Origin of the sequence: uncultured Stenotrophomonas sp., assembly GCF_913778665.1 — a bacterium.
Taxonomy (GTDB): Bacteria; Pseudomonadota; Gammaproteobacteria; order Xanthomonadales; family Xanthomonadaceae; genus Stenotrophomonas.
In genome coordinates this window covers 353,412-370,635 of sequence record NZ_CAJYVQ010000004.1, presented here as the reverse complement: position 1 = coordinate 370,635, position 17,224 = coordinate 353,412, and the positions used below count along the sequence as shown (strand labels likewise).

The window sequence follows — 17,224 nt, the reverse complement described above, 5'->3', positions numbered from 1 at the left end:
CAGTATTCAATGGTGCGCGCACCACCGGTACGGATTGTTCCGGGCTCCTAATCGATTGTCCCGGCCTGCGCCAAGCCTTGTCGTGCAACAATACTGGACCGTCCAGTCTGCTTATGTTCAGCCGGCTGGCCCGATCCTTCGATGTCTAAAAAACGTTAATGGTGCCCATGTCGGCTTCCACCTCCAGTCTGGTGCAGTTGTCCAACGTCCGCATCGACCGGAGCGGGCGCACGATCCTGCGCGATGTGTCGCTGCAGGTCCCGCAGGGCAGCATCACCGCTGTGCTCGGCCCGTCCGGCAGCGGCAAGTCGACCCTGCTGGCCGCGCTGACCGGCGAACTGCGCCCGGTCGCCGGCGACGTCACCCTGTTCGGCAAGCCCATCCCGCACGACAGCAGCGCGCTGCTGGAAATGCGCAAGAGCGTGGGCGTGCTGCTGCAGGGCAATGGCCTGCTGACCGACCTCACCGTGGCCGAGAACGTCGCGCTGCCGCTGCGCACGCATACGCGCCTGCCGAGGGCCGTGCTGCGCCGGCTGGTGGAGATGAAGCTGCATGCGGTGGGCCTGCTGGCCGCCGCCGATGCGTGGCCGCGTGAGCTGTCCGGCGGCATGGCGCGCCGCGTGGCGCTGGCCCGTGCGCTGGCGCTGGACCCGCCGCTGATGATCTACGACGAGCCGCTGACCGGGCTGGACCCGATCGCCTCGGGGGTGATCATGAGCCTGATCCAGCGCCTCAACCACAGCCTGGGCCTGACCAGCATCATCGTCAGCCATCACGTGCACGAGACCCTGCCGATCTGCGACCAGGTGATCGCCATCGCCAATGGCGGCATCGTGTTCCAGGGCACCCCCGAGGCGCTGCAGTCCAGCCAGGATCCGCTGCTGCGGCAGTTCCTGCATGGCCAGCCCGATGGCCCCATCCCGTTCGATGCCGCGCCGCGTGCGAGGGTTGCCTGATGCCGTTCGTTCAAGCCACCCGTTCGCTGGGCCGCGCCGGCCTGTTCTCGCTGACCGTGCTGCGCGGTTCGCTGCCGACCCGTGATTTCCTGGCCGAACTGACCCGCGAGATCTACAAGATCGGCGCGCGCTCACTGCCGATCATCGCCGTCGGTGGCGCCTTCGTCGGCCTGGTGCTGACCCTGCAGGGCTACCGCACGTTGACCACCTTCGGCGCGGCCGACGCGCTGTCGACGCTGCTCGGTCTGTCGCTGTACCGCGAGCTGGCGCCGGTGCTAACCGCGCTGCTGTTCATCGGCCGCGCCGGCAGTTCGATTGCCGCCGAGCTGGGCCTGATGCGCGCCACCGACCAGATCAAGGCGCTGGAGCTGATGGCGATCGACCCGGTGGCCAAGGCCGTGGCGCCGCGCTTCTGGGCAGCGGTGCTGACCGTGCCGCTGCTGACCGGCATCTTCTGCTCGCTGGCGATCAGCGCCAGCTACTTCGAGGCCGTGCACGTGCTGGGCCTGGACAATGGCGTGTTCTGGTCGGCGCTGCGCAACAGCGTCGATTTCTGGGATGACTTCGGCGTGGCGATGCTGAAGTCGGCGATCTTCGGCGGCACCGCCGCGCTGGTTGCCGCCTACGTTGGTTTCCACGCCGAGCCGACCATCGAGGGCACCTCGGTGGCGACCACCCGTGCGGTGGTCAACGCCTCGCTGCTGGTACTGATGTTCAACTTCGTGCTGTCGGCAATGTTGTTCACCTAACCCCTCCACCGGCGGTGCGCAGGCGCGCGCGGCCACCACGACTCGATCAGGTAATCCACATGGCCATCCGCGGTCCCAGACTCGAATTCTCCGTCGGCGCTTTCCTGCTGCTGGCCCTGGCCTCGCTGATGGTGCTGGCCGTGGCCTCGACCAACCAGCGCTGGAGCTGGGGCAGCGACGGCTACGAGCTGAAAGCACGCTTCTCCCAGGTCGGCCAGCTGCGCAAGCAGGCCCCGGTGAAGATCGGCGGTGTCACCGTCGGCCAGGTCGCCTCGATCGACCTGGATCCGGTGAAGTTCGAATCCATCGTGACCCTGCGCATGGACAGCAAGGTCAAGGACCTGCCGGCAGACACCTCGGCCGGCATCTTCACCAGTGGTTTGCTCGGCGAGAGCTATATCGGACTGCAGCCGGGTGGTGATCCGGACGTGCTAAAGGCCGGCGACGAGATTGTCTTCACCCAGCCGGCGGTGGACCTGATCCAGCTGGTCGGCAAGTACATGTTCAGTGGCGGCGCCGGTGGCGGCGCTGCTCAGAAGCCCAACGATGGCGCCCAGGCGCCTGCAACGGAACCGCAACCATGAAGATGAAACTGATCCCGGCCCTGCTCGCCTCGGCGCTGCTGGCGACCACCCCGTTCCTGGCCCAAGCCCAGGCCGCCGCCCCAGCCGCAGCCGCGACCCAGGGCCAGGCCGGCAAGGTGGTGATCGACGCCAGCAGCCGCATCCTGACTACCCTGCAGCAGCGCAAGAGCGAGTTCACCAGCAACCCGGCCAGCCTGCGCAGCTACATCGACAGCGAACTGACCCGCACCTTCGACCGCGACTATGCCGCGCGCCTGGTGCTGGGCCCGCACGCCCGCGGCGCGTCGGACGCCGACATCAAGCTGTTCGCCGATGCCATGGCCGACAGCCTGATGCAGCGCTATGGCTCGACCCTGCTCAACATCCAGGGCAAGCCAAGCTTCCGCCTGAAGGGTGAAAGCCCGCTGCCGGGCAACCGCGGCGTGCGCGTGAGCACCGAACTGGTGCGTGCCGGCAACGAGCCGACCCCGGTCGAGTACTGGATGCGCAACGTGAATGGCCAGTGGAAGATCTTCGACGTCAACATCGAAGGCATCTCCTACGTGCAGACCTTCCGCAACCAGTTCGATACCCCGCTGCGCCAGAAGGGCATCAAGCAGGTGGCCACCGAGCTGCACAGCGGCAGCATGCAGGCTGGGCCCGCAGGCAATGGCAAGTAACGCACTGGCCCTGCTGGAAGGCGACACCCTGCGCCTGCGCGGGGTGCTCGACCGTGCCGCGGTGATCGCGCTGTGGCCGCAGCTGCAGGCCCTGCCGGCGCAGCTGGCGCGGCTGGAGCTGGGCGAAGTGGAGCGTGTGGACAGCGCCGGCCTGGCCCTGCTGGCCGAGCTGGCTGCACGTGCACGCACGGCCGGCCATCCGCTGGCGATCTCCGGCGCCCCCGCCGGACTCAACGAGCTGAGCGCGGCCTACCGGCTGTCGCCCGACCTGGATTTCAACGCTACTTCTGCTGCGAGCTGACATGAACGTCGTACGCGCTCTCCCCCTGATCGTCCTGGCCACCGCGCTGACTGCCTGTGCCGGCAAGCCCGCGCGCAGCGACGCGCCGGCCGCCAGCACCGTGGTCCCGGCCAACGCTCCCGCCGAGGCGGCGCCCGTCGACACCGGCGTTGCCGACGTCGCGCCGGTAGTCCCGGTGGCCGCGGTGAACACTCCGCCGCCCGCCACCGCTGCGGCGCCGACACCGCCCGCAGCCAGTACCGATGCCGATGCAGCGAAGACCGCGGCGGCCAGCGCGCCGGGCGGGGATGATGACTTCGATGCTCTTTACGGCGGCGCCCGCAACACCGGCAGCGCGGCGGCCTACGACCCGTGGGAACCGTTCAACCGCAAGGTGCACACGTTCAACAACGCGGTCGACCGCGGCATCGCCCGTCCGCTGGCTACCGCCTATACCCACGTGGTGCCGCGCTTCGCCCGCACTGGCGTCAGCAACTTCTTCAGCAACCTGCGCGCGCCGGTGACCATCACCAACCAGCTGCTGCAGGGCCGTGGTGCCGATGCGTGGGACAGCCTGGGTCGCTTCCTGATGAACAGCACGCTGGGTATCGGCGGCCTGTTCGATCCGGCCAGCAAGGCGATGGTGCCGCGTCGCAATGAAGACTTCGGCCAGACCCTGGGTGTGTGGGGCTGGCGTCGTTCGCGCTACGTGGAACTGCCGTTCTTCGGCCCGCGTACCGTGCGCGATGTGTTCGGCCTGGCCGGCGACATCCCGCTGTCGCCGATCCGCCGCATCGAGGAAGACAAGGTCCGCATCGGCCTGCAGGGCCTGCAGCTGGTCGATACCCGCGCGCAGCTGCTGGCGATCGACGACCTGCGCGACACTGCGGTGGACGAGTACTCGCTGGTGCGCGATGCGTGGATGCAGCGCCGCAACTACCAGATCGAGAACGATCTGCGCAGCAAACGCGACCGTGGCCACGACGATGCCAATTCGCCGATTCCGGTCGATGCGATGCCGATGCCGCAGTGGACCCACTGAGGTCGCTGATCGATGCATGAAAAACCCCGCCTCGGCGGGGTTTTTTCTTTGGCGTTGCCGGTGGGGTCGGAACCCTTTCCCCTGAAAAGGAGTCCGGCCCCGGCCCGGCAGGTGCCAACCTTGGTTGGCATGCCTTGCTCAGGCCGCCAGCGCGGCCTCGATGGCTTCGCGCAGGCGTGCATCGTCGGCGGCCACGTCCGGAGCGAAGCGGGCGATGACCTTGCCGTCGCGCCCGACCAGGAACTTCTCGAAGTTCCACAGCACCGCCGGCGCGGCGTGGATCGGAATCTCCTTGCTGGCCAGGCGCTCGCGCAGTGGGCCTTCGCCGATCGACTGCGGCTGCGCGGCGGTCAGCTGCTGGTACAGCGGGTGGGTGTCATCCCCGGCCACGCTGATCTTGGAGAACATCGGGAAGCTGACATCGTAGGTGAGCTGGCAGAACTGCTGGATCTCCGCCTCGCTGCCCGGCTCCTGGCCGAGGAAGTTGTTGGCGGGGAAGCCCAGCACTTCCAGGCCCTGAGCGTGCTTTTCCGCGTACAGCGCCTGCAGGCCTTCGTACTGCGGGGTCAGGCCGCACTTGGAGGCGACGTTGACCAGCAGCAGGACCTTGCCCTGGTAGTCGGCAAGCGAGGACGGCTGGCCGTCGATGGTGGTGAGGGAAATATCCTGGATCGGGGTGCTCACGCGGGGGCTCCGGCTACGGCGGGGAATGGCCCACCAGCATAGCGCCGCGCGCACTGTTGTAGAGCCGAGTCTACGCTCGGCTCATTGCAGGGCAGCCGAGCATGGGCTCGGCTCTACAGGACATCTTCAATCCACGCAGATCGTGCCCTGCGCCTTGCCGTCCTCGATGCGCTGGCGGCATCCGAAGTTCTGGCTGGCATCACGCTGGCAGGTACCGGTGGCGACGCTGCCGGCGGCCACTTCGCCACTGGCCAGGCATTGGCCCGTGCAGTCGCTCTTGCCGCTGCAGGTCTTGCGGGCATCGGCATTGGGAATCACGCACTGCTCGCGCTGCAACCGGCCCAGCCGCTGCAGGCTGCCACCGGCCGCCTGGCAGTCGACGTCGCGCGCTTCACGGTAGGCCTCGGCCGCTTCAGGCGTGGTTGCCGCGCCGGCAGGCGCCGGCGTGTCCGCAACCGGTGGCGCACTGCTGCAGGCGGCAAGCAATGCGGTCAGGACAAGGCGGGTGCAGAGGCGCAGGCGCATGGCGGTACCTGATCGAAGCGGACAGGCCGCCAGCATACGCATCGGCGATGCAGGCGGCGTGTCAGCGTGGCTCAGGCCTCGTCGCCGTCGTTGCCTTCCTCCTCGCCGGCCCCATCGCCCTCGGCCAGATCACCCAGCAGCGACTGCGCCTGTTCGGACGCCAGCGATTCCACGCCACGCAGGCGTCGTTCGATGGTGCGCGTCTTGCGGCTGGCCTCGCCGATGCTGCGGCCGACCGTGGTGATCTGTTTCTCGGCCTTTTCCAGGATGCCGGCGAACTTGCCGAACTCGCTCTTCACCGCACCCAGCAGGCTCCACACTTCGCTGGAGCGCTGCTCGATGGCCAATGTGCGGAAGCCCATCTGCAGGCTGTTGAGCAGGGCGGTGACCGTGGTCGGCCCGGCCACCACCACGCGATGCTCGCGCTGCAGCAGGTCGACCAGGCCCGGGCGCCGGATCACCTCAGCGTACAGGCCTTCGGTGGGCAGGAACATCACCGCGAAGTCGGTGGTGTGCGGCGGTGCGATGTACTTGTCGCAGATCGACTTGGCCTGCACGCGCACCGCGCGCTCCAGCTGGATGCCCTGAAGGCGCACGCCCTCGGCGTCCCCCTGTTCCTGCGCATCCAGCAGCCGCTCGTAGTCCTCGCGCGGGAACTTGGAGTCGATCGGCAGCCATACCGGCGTGTCATCGCTGCTGCGGCCCGGCAGGCGCACGGCGATGTCGACCATCTCGCCGCTGTCCGGCCGCACCTTCACTGCACGTGCGTACTGCTCCTGGGTCAGGGTCTGCTCGAGGATGTTCTCCAGCTGCACTTCGCCCCAGCTGCCGCGCGTCTTGACGTTGGTCAGCACGCGCTTGAGGTCGCCCACGCCGGTGGCCAGCTGCTGCATCTCACCGAGGCCGCGCTGCACCTGCTCCAGGCGCTCGGAGACCAGCTTGAAGGACTGGCCCAGGCGGGTTTCCAGCGTGGACTGCAGCTTCTCGTCCACGGTCACGCGCATCTGTTCCAGCTTCTGTGCGTTGTCGCTCTGCAGCGCACGCAGCTGTTCTTCCAGCGTCGTGCGCATCTCGGCGATACGCTGCTCGTTGCGCTGGGTCAGCTCCTGCAGCCGCTGGCCCAGGTTCTCGGTCAGGCGCTGCTGCGACTGCGCGCCCTCCTCGCGGCCCTTGCGTGCATCGTCCACCTGGGTCTGGCGCAGGGCACCGAGCTGGCTGTCGGTGCGCGTGGTCAGTTCCTGCAGCTGCTGGCCGAAGGCATGGATGCGCGCCTCCTGCTGCTGGCCAAAGGTATCCAGCTGACCACGCAGTTCCTGCAGGCGCTGGCCCATCAATGCAGCGCCGCGCTGCTGGCTTTCGGCGGACTCGGCGCGCGCCTTGCGGGCGTCCTCGCCCAGGGCCTCGCGCAGCAGGTCCAGCCGCTGGTCGGTACGCGTGGACAGATCGGTCAGCGCGCGGGCGAAGGTGTCCAGCTGTTCGCGCAGTTCGCTGCGCCCGGCCCGCGCCTCCTCGCGCACCGCCTGTTCCAGGCGGTCGTGGGGCGGGCGCCGCAGCAGGGCGACCAGCTGCAGGATGAGCACGGCCAATAGAAGGCCGCCAATGAGCAGATATTCGGTTTGCATGCGGCAAGTGTAGGCTGGCGGAGTCTCAGCTGCTGCGCCGGAACCATGCTCGCTCTGTACGGAAAGCCCACCTCCATCAATGTGCGCAAGGTGCTGTGGCTGTGCGCGGGGCTCGACCTGCCGCTGCAACACGATCCCATGCCGCCGCCAGACCTGCTGGCCGCGCTCAACCCGAACCGGCAGGTACCGGTGCTGCGCGACGGCGACTTCGTCCTGTGGGAATCCAACAGCATCTGCCGTTACCTGGCTGCCCGCGCCGGCCGCGACGACCTGCTGCCCGCCGCGGCACAGGCCCGTGCGCGGGTGGAGCAGTGGATGGATTGGCAGGCCAGCGACCTCAACAGTGCCTGGCGCCACGTGTTCATGGCCCGGGTACGGCAACACCCGGACTACCTGGATGACGTACGCGCCGAGGCCAGCCTGGCGCAGTGGAACCGGCTGATGGGCGTGCTCGACGCGCAGTTGGCCGATGGCCGGGCCCATGTCACCGGCAGTGCGTTCACCCTGGCCGACATCGTGCTGGGCCTGTCGACCCAGCGCTGGCGCAGCACGCCCGGCGGAAAACCCACACTGCCAAATGTGAAGGCCTGGTTCGAACGCCTGCGCCAGCAGCCCGGGTTTGCCGAACACGTCGACAACGGCGTGGCCTGAGGAGTGGGTCGCGCCCGCTGTGGGGAGGTGTCGCGCTTGATCGGCACGGTAGATCCGCGCCATGCGTGGGTGAAGCGCTGCAGAGCCGAGCCCATGTTCGGCTGATGCCCATGCGCAAACGGCAGCCGAGCGCGGGCTCGGCTCTACAGAAGGCGCTTCGTGTTACCAGCCTTCCAGCACGATCTTGCCCTTGGCGCGGTGGCTTTCCAGCAGCGCATGGGCACGCCGCAGGTTGGCCGCGTCGATGCGCCCGAAGTTCTCACCGAGCGTGGTCTGCAGCACGCCGGCGTCGATCAGCTCGGCCACCCGGTTCAACAACTCATGCTGGCGCTGCATGTCCGCAGTCTTGTACAGCGGTCGGGTGAACATCGATTCCCAGTGCAGCGACAGCGCCTTGCGCTTGAGCGCCATGACATCCACCTGTCCCGGATCGTCGATCAGGCCGAACTGGCCCTGCGGCGCCAGCAGCTCGACGATCTGCGCGTAGTGCTGGTCAGAGTGGGTCAGGCTGGCGACGTGCTGCACCTCGCTGATGCCCAGCCGCGCCAGGCCTTCGGCCAATGGCTGGCTGTGGTCGATCACGTGGTGCGCGCCCATCGCATACACCCAGTCCTGGGTATCCGGTCGCGAGGCGGTGCCGATCACCGTCAGTTTCGTCAGCTTCCGTGCCAGCTGCACCAGGATCGAGCCGACACCACCGGCCGCACCGATCACCAGCAGGGTCTGACCCTCGCCACCGCCCTCGGGAATGCGCAGGCGGTCGAACAGCAGTTCCCAGGCAGTGATCGCGGTCAGCGGCAGCGCCGCAGCGGCGGCATCGTCCAGGCTCGCCGGCTTGCGGCCAACGCTGCGCTCGTCCACCAGCTGGTACTCGGCATTGCTGCCCGGGCGGTCGATCACACCGGCGTAGTAGACCGCATCGCCGGGCTGGAACAGGGTCACCTCGCTGCCGACCGCGTCGACGATGCCGACTGCATCCCAGCCCAGCACGCGCGGACCGTCGGTGGCCACGCCGCGCCGCACCTTGGTGTCGACCGGGTTGACCGCCACCGCGCGCACCGCCACCCGCAGGTCACGCGGGCCGGGCTGCGGCAGGTCCAGTTCGATGTCGATCAGGGCCTGCGCATCATCAATCGGCAGGCCGGCGTGGGTGTAGGCAATGGCGCGCATGGCAGCGGTCCAGTGGGGAAGGAGCCGACAGAGTGCGCCGCGCACGGCCGCTCAGAAAGGCGCAGAATCGGGCAGCACTTTCACTCCGGCAATGAAGATGATCCGCTTCGATGACCTGCACCTGTTCGTCCGCACGGCTGCGCTTGGCAGCTTCTCGCAGGCCGCACGCGAGGCCGATCTGCTGCCCGGGCAAGTCGCGGCCGCGGTGGCGCGGCTGGAGCGCGAGCTGGACCTGCGCCTGTTCGTGCGTACCACCCGCAGCCTGCGCCTGACCGGCGAGGGCGCGCTCTACCTGCCCTATGCGCAGGAGGTACTGGCCACCCTGCGCGAAGGGCGGGCCCGCGTGCAGGGCGAGGACGCCGAGCTGCACGGCACGCTGCAGCTGTCGGCGCCGTCGGACTTCGGTCGCAACCTGCTGCTGCCGTGGCTGACCGCGTTCCGCGCCGCGCACCCGCGGCTGCGCCTGCACCTGCGCCTGTCCGATGAAGTGGCCGACGTGTTCCGCGACCCGGTGGACGTTGCGATCCGCATCGGCCATTTCGATGACGCCAGCTATGTCGCCCTGCCCCTGCTCGAAGACAACCGCCGTGTACTCGCAGCCTCGCCCGATTACCTGCGGCGACGAGGCACGCCCGTGCGCCTTGACGAACTGCGCGAGCACGATTGCCTGGTCTACCAGCTCAGCGGCCGCGCCTACGATCGCTGGTCGTTCGAGGTCGACGGGCGCCGCACTGTCATTCCGGTGCGCGGCCCGCTGGTCTGCGACGACGCCGATGTGGTGCGACGCTGGGCGGTGGCCGGCGAAGGCATCACCTACAAATCCTGGCTGGACCTGCGCGAAGACGTGCTGGCCGGGCGCCTGCAGCTGCTGCTCGATGGCGTTGGCAGCCACATTCCGCTGCAGCTGGTGTGCCCGCATCGCAAGCAGTTCTCGCCGGCGGTGCGGCAACTGCACGCGCAGCTGCGGCAGCACCTGCAACCGCTGCTGTCTGGCATGCCCGATGGACTTGCCGGCCCCCTGTCGCCCGCCCCGGCGCTGGCCGACAATGGCGGCCCCCCGTAACAGAGAACACCGCCATGCCGTGGATGGGCATCCAGGACCTGTGGACGTTTCTGGTCGCCGTGCTGGTGTTCCTCGCCCTGCCCGGCCCCGGCACCTTCACCCTGCTGACCGCCACCGGCCGTGGCGGCGTGCGCGGCGGCTACACCGCACTGGCCGGCCTGCTGGTCGGCGACCAGATCCTGATGTGGCTGGCGCTGGCTGGCGTGGCTGCGCTGCTGAAAGCCAACCCGCTGGTGTTCCATGCCGTGCAGTACCTGGGTGCGGCCTACCTGGTGTGGGTCGGCATCAGTCTGCTGCGCACGCCCAAGCACGACGGTGCGGATGCCGGCCCGATCCGCATGCAGCCGGGCCGCTATTTCCAGCAGGCGATCCTGGTCAGCCTGCTCAACCCGAAGGCGATCCTGTTCTACATGGCATTCCTGCCGTTGTTCATCGATCCCAAGGCGCACCAGGGCATCGCGACCTTCGCGGCATTGGCCGGCATCATCCTGGTGGTCAGCATCGCCTACTGCTCGATGCTGATCGGGGTCGGCAACCTTGCCCGCCGCCGCTTGATCCAGCATCCGCGGATCAGCGATGCACTGCGCCGGGTGGCCGGCCTGTTCCTGGTGGGGTTCGGCATCCGGCTCGGGTTGAACGGATGAACGCGCGGCTGCCACTGCTTGGCCTGGCCCTGCTGCTGGCCGGTGCCGCCCCGGCCGCCACCGTGCAGGACCATCGCTGCCTGAGCGGTGGTCGCAATGACCGCATCCATCTGGAATGGCGCTGGCTGGCGGGTGGCGGCGCCGACGTGCGCTACGCCGGCCAGCGTGAGCGCCTGACGCTGCGCCGGATGTCGATGGAGACCACGGTGCTGGCCGAAGATCGCCCCTACCAGTTCGACAGTGTCTGGGAAGAGCGCATCGACGGGCGGGTCAACGGCCGCTACCGGCTGAGCACCCAGGGCGCGCTGGTGCTGGACCTGAGCTACGAACGCGCCAGCGACGGCCGCACCACCGCTTTCCACGATGACCCCAAGGCCTGGCAGGAAGAGGGCTGCCATTGGCCGGGAGGCGTAGCGGCGCGCGTGATCGATTGAAGCATGCCAGCCAAGGTTGGCATCTACCGGTCGTGCATCTCCGCCCGCAGGTGGTCGATGAATACCCGCAGCTTGGGCGCCATCTGCTCGCGCGCGGGGTAGTACAGGTGGAAACCTGGGAACGGCGGCTGCCAGTCCTGCAACACACTCTGCAGTCGACCAGCGGCGATGTCGTCGGCCATCAGCGAGGCGAACCCCTGGGCCATGCCCAGCCCCGCCAGCACGGCGTGATGGGCGACGCCGGCATCGTTGAACGCCAGCCGCCCGCTCACTTCCACCTCCAGGTCGTGGCCTTCGCGGCTGAACTCCCACGGCATCAACCGGCCATTGGCCAAGCGGTGCACGATGCAGGCGTGGCCCTGCAGGTCATGCGGGGTCTGCGGCACGCCATGGCGTTCGAAATAGACCGGCGTGGCCACCACCACCTGCCGCTCGGGTGGCCCGATCGGCACCGCGATCATGCCCTGTGCGAGTGATTCGCCCAAGCGGATGCCGGCGTCGAAGCCCTCGGCAACGAGATCGGTCAGCGCCGGATCGACGCACAGTTCCACCTGCACCTGCGGGTAGCGCGCAAGGAAATCGGGCAGCCGCGGCAGCACCATGCGATCGGCGACGATGCGCGGCAGGGTCACACGCAACCGCCCGGCAGGCACCGAGCGAGCGCTGTCCAGTTCGGCAAACGCCTGGTCGATCTGATCCAGGCCGCCGCGCACGCGCTGCAGGAAACGCGCGCCGTGTTCGGTCAGGCTGACCCGCCGCGTGGTCCGCTGCAGCAGTCGCACGCCCATCCGCGCTTCCAGCGCGCGCACGCTCTGCGACAACGCCGAGGTCGACACGCCCAGGGCATCGGCAGCGCGGGTGAAGCTGGCGTGCTCGGCCACGTGGACAAAGGCGACCACAGCGGTGAGGGGAACGGAGGCATCCATTGTGAAGCCTGCCTTCAAGGTAAGTCCGGTGGAACGCAGTTTATCCACATGATGGCGTGGAGGATGCTGTGCCCCTCGCCACTGCCCATCCCGGCGTGGCGCTTCCCCAAGGAGATCCGCATGAAGACCCGTACCCTAGGCCCCGCCGGTCCCGCCGTGTCCGCCCTCGGCCTCGGCTGCATGGGCATGAGCGCCTACTACGGCGGCCGCGGCAGTGACGATGATGGCATTGCCCTCATCCGGCACGCGCTGGAGCGTGGCGTGACCCTGCTCGACACCGCCGATGTGTATGGCCCGCACACCAACGAGGTGCTGGTCGGCCGCGCGATTGCCGGCCGCCGCAACCAGGTGTTCCTGGCCAGCAAGTTCGGTATCGGCCTGGACGCGGCCGACCCGAAGGCGCGGCAGGTCAACGGCCATCCGGACTATGTGCAGGCCGCCTGCGAGGCCAGCCTGCGCCGCCTGGGCGTGGACCATATCGACCTGTACTACCAGCACCGCGTCGACCCGACCGTGCCGATCGAGGACACTGTAGGCGCGATGGCACGACTGGTGGAACAAGGCAAGGTGCGCTGGCTGGGCCTGTCCGAGGCCTCGGCGGCCACCCTCCGCCGCGCCCATGCGGTTCACCCGATCACTGCGGTGCAGAGCGAGTACTCGCTGTGGTCGCGCGAGCCTGAGCAGAACGGGGTGCTGGCCACCACGGCGGAACTGGGCATCGGCTTCGTGCCGTATTCGCCGCTGGGCCGTGGCTTCCTTACCGGCGCCATCCGCAGCCCGGATGACTTCGAGGCCGACGACTACCGGCGTAGCTCGCCCCGCTTCGAGGGCGAGAACTTCCAGCGCAACCTGGCGCTGGTGGACACCGTGCAGGCCCTGGCCGCTGAGCGCGGCATCGTCGCCTCGCAGCTGGCGCTGGCCTGGGTGCTGTCGCGCGGCGAGCACATCGTACCGATCCCGGGCACGACACGGCGCGCACGGCTGGACGAGAACCTCGGTGCGCTGCAGGTGGAACTGGATGTGGCCACGCTGGACGCACTGGATGCCGCCTTCCCGCTGCATGCCGCTGCGGGTGAACGCTATTCGGCCAGTGGCATGGCCAACATCGAGTCGTAGCGGCGGCCGGGACCAACGCACACCGGTGGCTGTGGCCGGATTGTGCCGATTCCGGCAGCGTAGCCGGGGTGCAGCGCGCGCCCCGCCATGCATGACCCCCGTCAGTGGTAATGCTGCGCTGCGTTCGGTCACACTCGGGAACTTGTCGTTCTCAGTCACCCCTTCCGAGGCCTGCATGTCCCTGTTCCGGCGCAAGTCCCTAGATTCCGTCACCGTCCATGAAGCCGGCAGGCGCCTGATCCCAACGCTCAGCTGGCCACACCTGATCGCGCTCGGCATCGGCGCCATCGTCGGCACCGGCATCTATACGCTGATCGGCGTCGGAGCCAACCTGGCCGGCCCGGCGGTGCTGATCTCCTTTGCCATCGCCGGTGCGGTCTGCGCCTGCGCGGCACTGTCCTACGCCGAGCTGTCGACGATGATGCCGGCCGCCGGCAGTGCCTACACCTACAGCTACAGCGCGCTGGGCGAAGTGTTCGCCTGGGTGGTGGGCTGGAGCCTGATCCTGGAGTACTCGCTGGTGGTGAGTACGGTGGCGGTGGGCTGGTCCGGGTACTTCGTCGGCTTCCTTGAATGGGTGCACACCCAGTTCGGCTGGAACGTGCACCTGCCGGCCTGGCTGGCAGCCGGCCCGCACGTGGAAGGCGGCATGATCAACCTGCCGGCGATCATCATCACCTGGCTGGTGGCCGGCATGCTGATGGCCGGCACCAAGGAAAGCGCCACGCTCAACGCCATCCTGGTGGTGTTCAAGCTGATCGCGCTGGCCATCTTCGTGGCGGTGGCCCTGCCCGCCTTCGACAGCGCCAACCTGCAGCCGTTCATGCCCTATGGTTTCGCCAAGTCGCTGGGCCCTGATGGCGTCGAGCATGGCGTGATGGCGGCGGCCGCGATCATCTTCTTCGCCTTCTACGGCTTCGATGCGATCTCCACCGCCGCCGAGGAAACCAAGAACCCGGGCCGCGACCTCTCGATCGGCATCATCGGTTCGATGATCGGCTGCACCATCGTCTACGTGCTGGTGGCGCTGGCGGCGGTGGGTGCGATGAGCTACGCCGTGTTCGGCCACAGCGCCGAGCCGCTGGCGCTGATCATGCGCCAGCTGGGCCATCCGACCGCGGCGATGGTGATCGGCGTGATCGCCATCATCGCCCTGCCGACCGTGCTGCTGGCGTTCCTGTACGGCCAGAGCCGCATCTTCTTCGTGATGAGCCGCGATGGCCTGTTGCCGCGTGGCCTGTCCAAGGTCAATGCACGCACCGGCACGCCGGTGGCGACCACGCTGTTCACCGCGGTGGTGGTATCGGCGCTGGCCGGTGTGGCACGCCTGGACGAGATCGCGGCGCTGGCCAACGCCGGTACCCTGGCCGCGTTCACTGCGGTGGGTATCTGCCTGGTGGTACTGCGCCTGCGCGAGCCGAACCGCGAGCGCACGTTCCGCACACCGCTGGCCTTCGTGGTGGGCCCGCTGGCGGCGCTGGGCTGCATCTACCTGTTCCTCAGCCTGCCGCACAGCACCCAGCTGTACTTCCTGGTGTGGAACATGGTCGGCCTGGTGCTGTACTTCCTGTACAGCCGCCGCAATGCATTGATCGCGAAATAACCGGTTCACCCGTAGTGGCGGCCGCTGGCCGGCACTACCGCAGGGTGGTCAACCGCCCTGCTTTGCCGCGTACTCCTGCGCCTGGCGCATCACCCGCAGCAGATTGCCGCCCCAGATGCCGGCAATCTGCTGCTCGGTATAGCCCTTGCGCAGCAGCCACGCGGTGATCTTCGGCAGCTGGCTGACATCGGGCAGATCGCTCAGGCCACCGCCGCCATCCCAGTCCAGGCCGATGCCCACGTGCTCGGGGCCGACCACCTTGAGGATGTGCTCGAAGTGGGCGAAGAAGTCGTCCAGGCTGGCATGGCGCACCGGATGCTCGTGGTCCAGCGCCTGTTCGGCTTTCAGCAGAGCCACACCCTGCTCGATGCCCATGCCTTCCCAGCCGCCCAGCTGCTTGCTGAGCGCTTCTTCGGCCTGCTTGCGCTCGGGCGTCTTCGCCGTATCGATCAGGTAGCCGCCATAGGCGTTCACCTGGATCACGCCACCGGCCTTGGCCAGTTTGCGCAGGCGCGCATCGTCGAGATTGCGCGGATGGTCATAGACCGCCTTGGCCGAGCTGTGCGAGAGCACGAACGGCACCGGCATCATCGCCAGCAGGTCATCGAACACCGCGTCCGAGGCATGTGACTGGTCGATCACGATGCCCAGCTTCACCGCCTGCCGCACCAGCTCCTTGCCGGCCGGGCTCAGGCCCTTCCATTCCGCGCCCTTGGGGTCGGTGGCCGAATCGGCGAACTCGTTGTTGGCGAAATGCACGGTGCTGAGCAGGCGCAGGCCGGCGCGGTGGTAGAACGACAGCAGGCTCGGGTCAGCCACCAGCGGGCTGGCATTTTCCATGCTGATGTAGACCACGCGCTTGCCGGCGGCCTTGATACGCGCGGCATCGTCGGCGGTCAGCGCCAGTGCGAAGCGCTCGGGATTGGCGGCCAGCATTTCGCGGATTTCCATCAAACGCTGCAGGCCGTGGTCGCGTTCGGCCATGTGCGCAGCGGCGCTGCGGTCGCCCTGGTCGGTGTAGATCGCCCAGAAACCACCGTCCAGCGCGCCTTCGACCATGCGCGGGTAGTCCACCTGCGAGAGCGCGTTGCGGTCGTGGCGCTGTTCGATGTCGAAGCCGCTGCGGCCGAAATTGGCCGGCGTATCCAGATGGCTGTCGAGGGTGACCAGGCGTTGCTGCAGGGCCTTGGCCCGCGCCAGTTCCTGCGCGCTGAAATCGATGGCGTGGGCGGACAGCGGCGCACTCAGCGCCAGGACAAGCACGACGGACAGCTGACGCAACGATGGCATGGGGCTTTCACCGGCATTGGGAAGAGCCCGACCATAGCGCTGCGCCCGGCCTTTTTGTAGGGCCGGGCATGAGCCCGGCACTGACAGACGGGTGCCAGGCGTCGATCAACCCGGCAGGAAGTGCTGCATCAGCTGCAGCTCATCAATGGCGGCCATGTACGGTGCAAAGCGCGCATCACCACCGGCGAACGCCTGTGCCGCCGCCTGCGCGCTGGCCAGGTCCTTCCAGTGGGCGATGTCGACGAAGCGGTCGTCGCCGTCCATCGGCGAGAACGGCTGGTAGTCGATCAGACCGGGAAACTGCGCGATGGCCGCGCGCAGCCGCTCACGCAGCATCGGCATGTCGGCACGGGCGTGCGGTTTGACGGTGAACACGGCCAGTTCGAGGACGGAAGAAGCAGGGTGCATGGTGATGCCCGTTGTGGGAGGAGCGCGCAGTCTGCGCAGCCCCTGCTGCCAGCGGGGTGTCAGTGGCCGCGCAGCGCCCAGGCCCGCTGTTGGTAGCGCAGATAGGCTTCCAGACCGACCTGCGCCGGCAGGTCCAGCCCCTCTGCTTCGGCGAGGGCTTCGATCTGGTCCAGGCGGAAATCGCGGTAGTCCTGGCGCAGCGCGCACCAGCTGCCCAGTGTCCAGTGCTGGCCCCAGTGGAACAGGCCAAGCGGGTGCACGGTCCGCTCGCTCGATGCGCCCTGCAGCGTGCGATATCGCAGCTGCACACTGCGGCCGTCGGCGATGGCCGTATGCAGCGGCTGCCAGCACGGCAGCGAAACGGGTATGGCGCGCAGCGCGCGGGCAGTGCGTGGGCTGGTCGCACGCGTGGGCATGGCCGCCTGCAGTTTGTGCAGCAGCGAACGCGCCGCAGGTTGCAGGTGGCCCGCGCCACTGCAGGCTAGCATCTCCACGGCCAGCTGCAGTGCCTCGGCTTCTGCCGCATCCAGGCTCAGGGGCGGCAGTTCGAAACCGGGATCAAGGCGATAGCCAATGCCGGCCTCGCCATAGAGCGGGATGCCGGCCACGGACAGATCATCGACGTAGCGGTAGATGCTGCGCACCGACAGGTCCAGTTCCGCCGCCAGCACGGCGGCGGTTACCGGCTGGCGCACGCGGATCAGGTTGACCAGCTGGAACAGGCGGTCGGCTTTGCGCATGGGCGGTCTTGGTTGTGTAGAGCCGAGCCCATGCTCGGCTGCCAGGCCGATCAGCCGAGCGTGGGCTCGGCTCTACAG

19 protein-coding genes and 1 pseudogene are annotated in these 17,224 nt (G+C 68.2%); 12 read left to right on the top strand and 8 right to left on the bottom strand.

What is annotated here, in order from left to right; genetic code table 11:
* Positions 1-167 precede the first annotated feature (167 nt).
* From QZ853_RS06455 to QZ853_RS06430, 6 genes and pseudogenes are all read left to right on the top strand, one after another.
* Entirely contained in the window at positions 168-956 is a 789-nt protein-coding gene (locus QZ853_RS06455) for an ATP-binding cassette domain-containing protein (RefSeq protein WP_295571452.1), read from the top strand.
* On the top strand, positions 956-1,705 hold the full coding sequence (locus QZ853_RS06450) for an MlaE family lipid ABC transporter permease subunit (protein ID WP_005414955.1): 750 nt from the start codon (positions 956-958) through the stop codon (positions 1,703-1,705). The genes QZ853_RS06455 and QZ853_RS06450 overlap by 1 nt, the downstream gene beginning before the upstream one ends.
* Positions 1,706-1,764: 59 nt before the next feature.
* Positions 1,765-2,229 (top strand): annotated as a pseudogene (mlaD, locus tag QZ853_RS06445) (outer membrane lipid asymmetry maintenance protein MlaD); the annotation flags it as partial.
* A gap of 56 nt (positions 2,230-2,285) precedes the next feature.
* Complete coding sequence (locus QZ853_RS06440) at positions 2,286-2,948, top strand: ABC transporter substrate-binding protein (protein WP_295571450.1); 663 nt, start codon at positions 2,286-2,288, stop codon at positions 2,946-2,948.
* Positions 2,938-3,249 carry an STAS domain-containing protein gene (locus tag QZ853_RS06435; protein WP_295571449.1) on the top strand — a complete coding sequence of 104 codons (312 nt, stop codon included), beginning with the start codon at positions 2,938-2,940 and terminating at the stop codon, positions 3,247-3,249. Before QZ853_RS06440 ends, QZ853_RS06435 begins: the two co-directional genes overlap by 11 nt.
* A gap of 1 nt (position 3,250) precedes the next feature.
* Positions 3,251-4,270 (top strand): VacJ family lipoprotein, encoded by a 1,020-nt coding sequence (locus QZ853_RS06430; protein ID WP_295571448.1) that lies wholly within the window; start codon positions 3,251-3,253, stop codon positions 4,268-4,270.
* A 138-nt stretch (positions 4,271-4,408) separates the two neighbouring features.
* Here the strand turns inward: QZ853_RS06430 and QZ853_RS06425 are convergent, their stop codons facing one another.
* The 3 genes from QZ853_RS06425 to rmuC all read right to left on the bottom strand — a co-directional run bounded on the left by QZ853_RS06425 (position 4,409) and on the right by rmuC (position 7,101).
* Positions 4,409-4,954, bottom strand: coding sequence for a glutathione peroxidase (locus tag QZ853_RS06425; RefSeq protein ID WP_010487473.1), 546 nt, complete (start codon positions 4,952-4,954; stop codon positions 4,409-4,411).
* A gap of 126 nt (positions 4,955-5,080) precedes the next feature.
* Positions 5,081-5,479: a hypothetical protein gene (locus QZ853_RS06420; protein WP_295571447.1), complete on the bottom strand. Its 399-nt coding sequence runs from the start codon at positions 5,477-5,479 to the stop codon at positions 5,081-5,083.
* Positions 5,480-5,550: 71 nt separating this feature from the next.
* Entirely contained in the window at positions 5,551-7,101 is a 1,551-nt protein-coding gene (gene rmuC, locus QZ853_RS06415) for a DNA recombination protein RmuC (protein WP_295571446.1), read from the bottom strand.
* Between the two features lie 45 nt (positions 7,102-7,146).
* Between rmuC and QZ853_RS06410 the strand changes: the two genes are divergently transcribed.
* A complete protein-coding gene (locus QZ853_RS06410) occupies positions 7,147-7,752 on the top strand; it encodes a glutathione S-transferase N-terminal domain-containing protein (protein WP_295571444.1) in 606 nt (201 codons plus the stop codon).
* 162 nt (positions 7,753-7,914) lie between these two features.
* Here the strand turns inward: QZ853_RS06410 and QZ853_RS06405 are convergent, their stop codons facing one another.
* Entirely contained in the window at positions 7,915-8,922 is a 1,008-nt protein-coding gene (locus QZ853_RS06405; RefSeq protein WP_295571443.1) for a zinc-binding alcohol dehydrogenase family protein, read from the bottom strand.
* A gap of 91 nt (positions 8,923-9,013) precedes the next feature.
* Here QZ853_RS06405 and QZ853_RS06400 point away from each other — a divergent pair, with 91 nt between their 5' ends.
* The 3 genes from QZ853_RS06400 to QZ853_RS06390 are packed head-to-tail and all read left to right on the top strand — an operon-like array spanning position 9,014 to position 11,063.
* Positions 9,014-9,985 (top strand): LysR family transcriptional regulator, encoded by a 972-nt coding sequence (locus tag QZ853_RS06400; protein ID WP_295571441.1) that lies wholly within the window; start codon positions 9,014-9,016, stop codon positions 9,983-9,985.
* A 14-nt stretch (positions 9,986-9,999) separates the two neighbouring features.
* Positions 10,000-10,629, top strand: coding sequence for a leucine efflux protein LeuE (gene leuE / locus QZ853_RS06395; protein WP_295571439.1), 630 nt, complete (start codon positions 10,000-10,002; stop codon positions 10,627-10,629).
* Positions 10,626-11,063 (top strand): hypothetical protein, encoded by a 438-nt coding sequence (locus tag QZ853_RS06390; RefSeq protein ID WP_295571438.1) that lies wholly within the window; start codon positions 10,626-10,628, stop codon positions 11,061-11,063. The genes leuE and QZ853_RS06390 overlap by 4 nt, the downstream gene beginning before the upstream one ends.
* Positions 11,064-11,086: 23 nt before the next feature.
* Here the strand turns inward: QZ853_RS06390 and QZ853_RS06385 are convergent, their stop codons facing one another.
* Positions 11,087-11,989 (bottom strand): LysR family transcriptional regulator, encoded by a 903-nt coding sequence (locus QZ853_RS06385; protein WP_295571437.1) that lies wholly within the window; start codon positions 11,987-11,989, stop codon positions 11,087-11,089.
* A gap of 120 nt (positions 11,990-12,109) precedes the next feature.
* On the opposite strand from QZ853_RS06385, the gene QZ853_RS06380 reads away from it, so the two are divergent.
* The gene (locus tag QZ853_RS06380; protein WP_295571435.1) at positions 12,110-13,105 is read left to right on the top strand and encodes an aldo/keto reductase; all 996 of its coding nucleotides are present in this window, start codon (positions 12,110-12,112) and stop codon (positions 13,103-13,105) included.
* 175 nt (positions 13,106-13,280) lie between these two features.
* A complete protein-coding gene (locus tag QZ853_RS06375) occupies positions 13,281-14,708 on the top strand; it encodes an amino acid permease (RefSeq protein ID WP_295571434.1) in 1,428 nt (475 codons plus the stop codon).
* A gap of 48 nt (positions 14,709-14,756) precedes the next feature.
* Here QZ853_RS06375 and QZ853_RS06370 read toward each other — a convergent pair whose 3' ends face one another.
* The 3 genes from QZ853_RS06370 to QZ853_RS06360 form a co-directional block, all read right to left on the bottom strand.
* On the bottom strand, positions 14,757-15,998 hold the full coding sequence (locus QZ853_RS06370) for a dipeptidase (protein WP_295571433.1): 1,242 nt from the start codon (positions 15,996-15,998) through the stop codon (positions 14,757-14,759).
* Positions 15,999-16,103: 105 nt separating this feature from the next.
* Entirely contained in the window at positions 16,104-16,373 is a 270-nt protein-coding gene (locus QZ853_RS06365; protein WP_285318739.1) for an antibiotic biosynthesis monooxygenase, read from the bottom strand.
* Between the two features lie 92 nt (positions 16,374-16,465).
* Entirely contained in the window at positions 16,466-17,146 is a 681-nt protein-coding gene (locus QZ853_RS06360; RefSeq protein WP_295571431.1) for a YafY family protein, read from the bottom strand.
* Between the last annotated feature and the right edge of the window lie 78 nt (positions 17,147-17,224).

Bases quoted from the DNA above. Each gene is read 5' to 3' on its own strand.
- QZ853_RS06455 (WP_295571452.1), top strand. From the start codon at position 168: ATGTCGGCTTCCACCTCCAGTCTGGTGCAGTTGTCCAACGTCCGCATC.
- QZ853_RS06450 (WP_005414955.1), top strand. From the start codon at position 956: ATGCCGTTCGTTCAAGCCACCCGTTCGCTGGGCCGCGCCGGCCTGTTC.
- QZ853_RS06440 (WP_295571450.1), top strand. From the start codon at position 2,286: ATGAAGATGAAACTGATCCCGGCCCTGCTCGCCTCGGCGCTGCTGGCG.
- QZ853_RS06435 (WP_295571449.1), top strand. From the start codon at position 2,938: ATGGCAAGTAACGCACTGGCCCTGCTGGAAGGCGACACCCTGCGCCTG.
- QZ853_RS06430 (WP_295571448.1), top strand. From the start codon at position 3,251: ATGAACGTCGTACGCGCTCTCCCCCTGATCGTCCTGGCCACCGCGCTG.
- QZ853_RS06420 (WP_295571447.1), bottom strand. From the start codon at position 5,479: ATGCGCCTGCGCCTCTGCACCCGCCTTGTCCTGACCGCATTGCTTGCC.
- rmuC (WP_295571446.1), bottom strand. From the start codon at position 7,101: ATGCAAACCGAATATCTGCTCATTGGCGGCCTTCTATTGGCCGTGCTC.
- QZ853_RS06410 (WP_295571444.1), top strand. From the start codon at position 7,147: ATGCTCGCTCTGTACGGAAAGCCCACCTCCATCAATGTGCGCAAGGTG.
- QZ853_RS06405 (WP_295571443.1), bottom strand. From the start codon at position 8,922: ATGCGCGCCATTGCCTACACCCACGCCGGCCTGCCGATTGATGATGCG.
- QZ853_RS06400 (WP_295571441.1), top strand. From the start codon at position 9,014: ATGAAGATGATCCGCTTCGATGACCTGCACCTGTTCGTCCGCACGGCT.
- leuE (WP_295571439.1), top strand. From the start codon at position 10,000: ATGCCGTGGATGGGCATCCAGGACCTGTGGACGTTTCTGGTCGCCGTG.
- QZ853_RS06390 (WP_295571438.1), top strand. From the start codon at position 10,626: ATGAACGCGCGGCTGCCACTGCTTGGCCTGGCCCTGCTGCTGGCCGGT.
- QZ853_RS06385 (WP_295571437.1), bottom strand. From the start codon at position 11,989: ATGGATGCCTCCGTTCCCCTCACCGCTGTGGTCGCCTTTGTCCACGTG.
- QZ853_RS06380 (WP_295571435.1), top strand. From the start codon at position 12,110: ATGAAGACCCGTACCCTAGGCCCCGCCGGTCCCGCCGTGTCCGCCCTC.
- QZ853_RS06375 (WP_295571434.1), top strand. From the start codon at position 13,281: ATGTCCCTGTTCCGGCGCAAGTCCCTAGATTCCGTCACCGTCCATGAA.
- QZ853_RS06370 (WP_295571433.1), bottom strand. From the start codon at position 15,998: ATGCCATCGTTGCGTCAGCTGTCCGTCGTGCTTGTCCTGGCGCTGAGT.
- QZ853_RS06360 (WP_295571431.1), bottom strand. From the start codon at position 17,146: ATGCGCAAAGCCGACCGCCTGTTCCAGCTGGTCAACCTGATCCGCGTG.